Source organism: Stenotrophomonas sp. S41 (assembly GCF_016624625.1).
Taxonomy (GTDB): Bacteria; Pseudomonadota; Gammaproteobacteria; order Xanthomonadales; family Xanthomonadaceae; genus Stenotrophomonas.
This window is the reverse complement of record NZ_JACVTV010000195.1, coordinates 1-2176: the sequence shown is the minus strand read 5'-3', so window position 1 is coordinate 2176 and position 2176 is coordinate 1. Positions and strand designations below refer to the sequence as shown.

Here is a 2176-nt window from a genome sequence, read left to right as displayed (position 1 = left end):
AAGCACTGCTTCGCAAGCGCCCGAACGCACAGCCGCCAGCGGCTGGGCCGGCCTGGGGGTTTACGGCGTGTCCTGCAAGCCCACACCGCCCCGCCCAACCAGCAGACATCCCAGGGCCGGCTGTTGCCTTTGACGTTGCTCTGGCTTGAAGGCTTCTGCAGGTGCAGGGCGCAGCCCTGCCGAGACACCCCCGCCGGGGTAAACTAGCTGGATGGCTTCCCGTCCCGCGCACGATCTGCTCCAACGCGTCTTTGGTTACGACGATTTCCGTGGTCCCCAGCAGGACATCGTGGAGCACGTGGCTGCCGGACATGACGCACTTGTCCTCATGCCCACCGGCGGCGGCAAGTCGCTGTGCTACCAGGTCCCGGCCCTGCTGCGCGATGGCGTCGGCATCGTCATCTCCCCGCTCATCGCCCTCATGCAGGACCAGGTCGAAGCCCTGCGCCAGCTCGGCGTGCGCGCCGAATACCTGAACTCGACCCTGGATGGCGAAACCGCCGCCCGCGTCGAGCGCGAGCTGCTGGCCGGCGAGCTGGACATGCTCTATGTCGCCCCCGAGCGCCTGTTGACCGGCCGCTTCCTGTCGCTGCTCGCACGCAGCCACATCGCCCTGTTCGCCATCGACGAGGCGCACTGCGTGTCGCAGTGGGGCCACGATTTCCGCCCCGAGTACCGCCAGCTGACCGTCCTGCACGAGCGCTGGCCGGACATCCCGCGCATCGCGCTGACCGCCACCGCCGACCCGCCCACCCAGCGCGAGATCGCCGAGCGCCTGGACCTGGCCGAGGCCCGCCACTTCGTCAGCTCGTTCGACCGCCCCAACATCCGCTACACCGTGGTGCAGAAGGACAATGCCCGCAAGCAGCTGACCGATTTCCTGCGCGGCCACCGCAGCGAGGCCGGCATCGTCTACTGCATGTCGCGACGCAAGGTCGAGGAAACCGCCGAATTCCTCTGCGGCCAGGGCTTCAATGCCCTGCCCTACCACGCCGGCCTGCCGCCGGAAGTGCGCGCCAACAACCAGCGCCGCTTCCTGCGCGAGGACGGCATCGTCATGTGCGCCACCATCGCCTTCGGCATGGGCATCGACAAGCCGGACGTGCGCTTCGTGGCGCATACCGACCTGCCCAAGTCGATGGAAGGCTATTACCAGGAAACCGGTCGCGCCGGCCGCGATGGCGAGGCCGCCGAGGTCTGGCTGTGCTACGGCCTTGGTGACGTGGTGCTGCTCAAGCAGATGATCGAGCAGTCCGAGGCCAGCGAGGAGCGCAAGCAGCTGGAGCGGTCCAAGCTGGACCATCTGCTGGGCTACTGCGAATCCATGCAGTGCCGCCGCCAGGTGCTGCTGGCCGGCTTCGGCGAGACCTATCCGCAGCCCTGCGGAAACTGCGACAACTGCCTGACCCCGCCCGCCGCCTGGGATGCCACCATTCCCGCGCAGAAGGCGCTGAGCTGCGTCTACCGCAGCGGCCAGCGCTTCGGCGTCGGCCACCTGATCGACATCCTGCGTGGCAGCGAGAACGAGAAGATCAAGCAGCAGGGCCACGACAAGCTGAGCACCTACGGCATCGGCCGCGACCTCGATGCGCGCACCTGGCGCAGCGTGTTCCGCCAGCTGGTGGCGGCCAGCATGCTGGAAGTGGACAGCGAGGGCCACGGCGGCCTGCGCCTGACCGATGCCAGCCGCGACGTGCTGACCGGCCGCCGCCAAGTCAGCATGCGCCGCGATGCCGCCAGCACCACCGGCGGCCGCGAGCGCAGCGCGCAGCGCACCGGCCTGTCGGTGCTGCCGCAGGACCTGGCCCTGTTCAACGCCCTGCGCGGCCTGCGTGCCGAGCTGGCCCGCGAACAGAACGTGCCGGCGTTCGTGATCTTCCATGACAGCACGCTGCGCAACATCGCCGAACAGCGGCCGACCAGCCTGGACGAACTGGCCCGGGTGGGCGGCATCGGTGGCACCAAGCTGAGCCGCTACGGCCCTCGCCTGGTGGAGATCGTGCGCGAGGAAGGCTGACCGTTCTGGCGTCCCGCGCTGCGCGCTCGCCGGGCATGGCCCGGCGCTACCGCATGCGGTGCATGCCTTTGTAGAGCCGAGCCCATGGTCGGCTGCCGTTGGCCCGTAGAGTGGGGGGGGGGGGGGGGGGGGGCGGGCCCCCCCCCCCCAAGAGGGGAA

At 69.3% G+C, this 2176-nt stretch carries 1 protein-coding gene; it reads left to right on the top strand.

All coding sequences use genetic code 11. The annotated features are described in order from the left end of the window. Nucleotides 1-211 precede the first annotated feature (211 nt). Nucleotides 212-2017, top strand: coding sequence for a DNA helicase RecQ (recQ, locus tag IAE56_RS20815; RefSeq protein WP_200753826.1), 1806 nt, complete (start codon nucleotides 212-214; stop codon nucleotides 2015-2017). Nucleotides 2018-2176 lie beyond the last annotated feature (159 nt).

Bases quoted from the DNA above. Each gene is read 5' to 3' on its own strand.
- recQ (WP_200753826.1), top strand. From the start codon at position 212: ATGGCTTCCCGTCCCGCGCACGATCTGCTCCAACGCGTCTTTGGTTAC.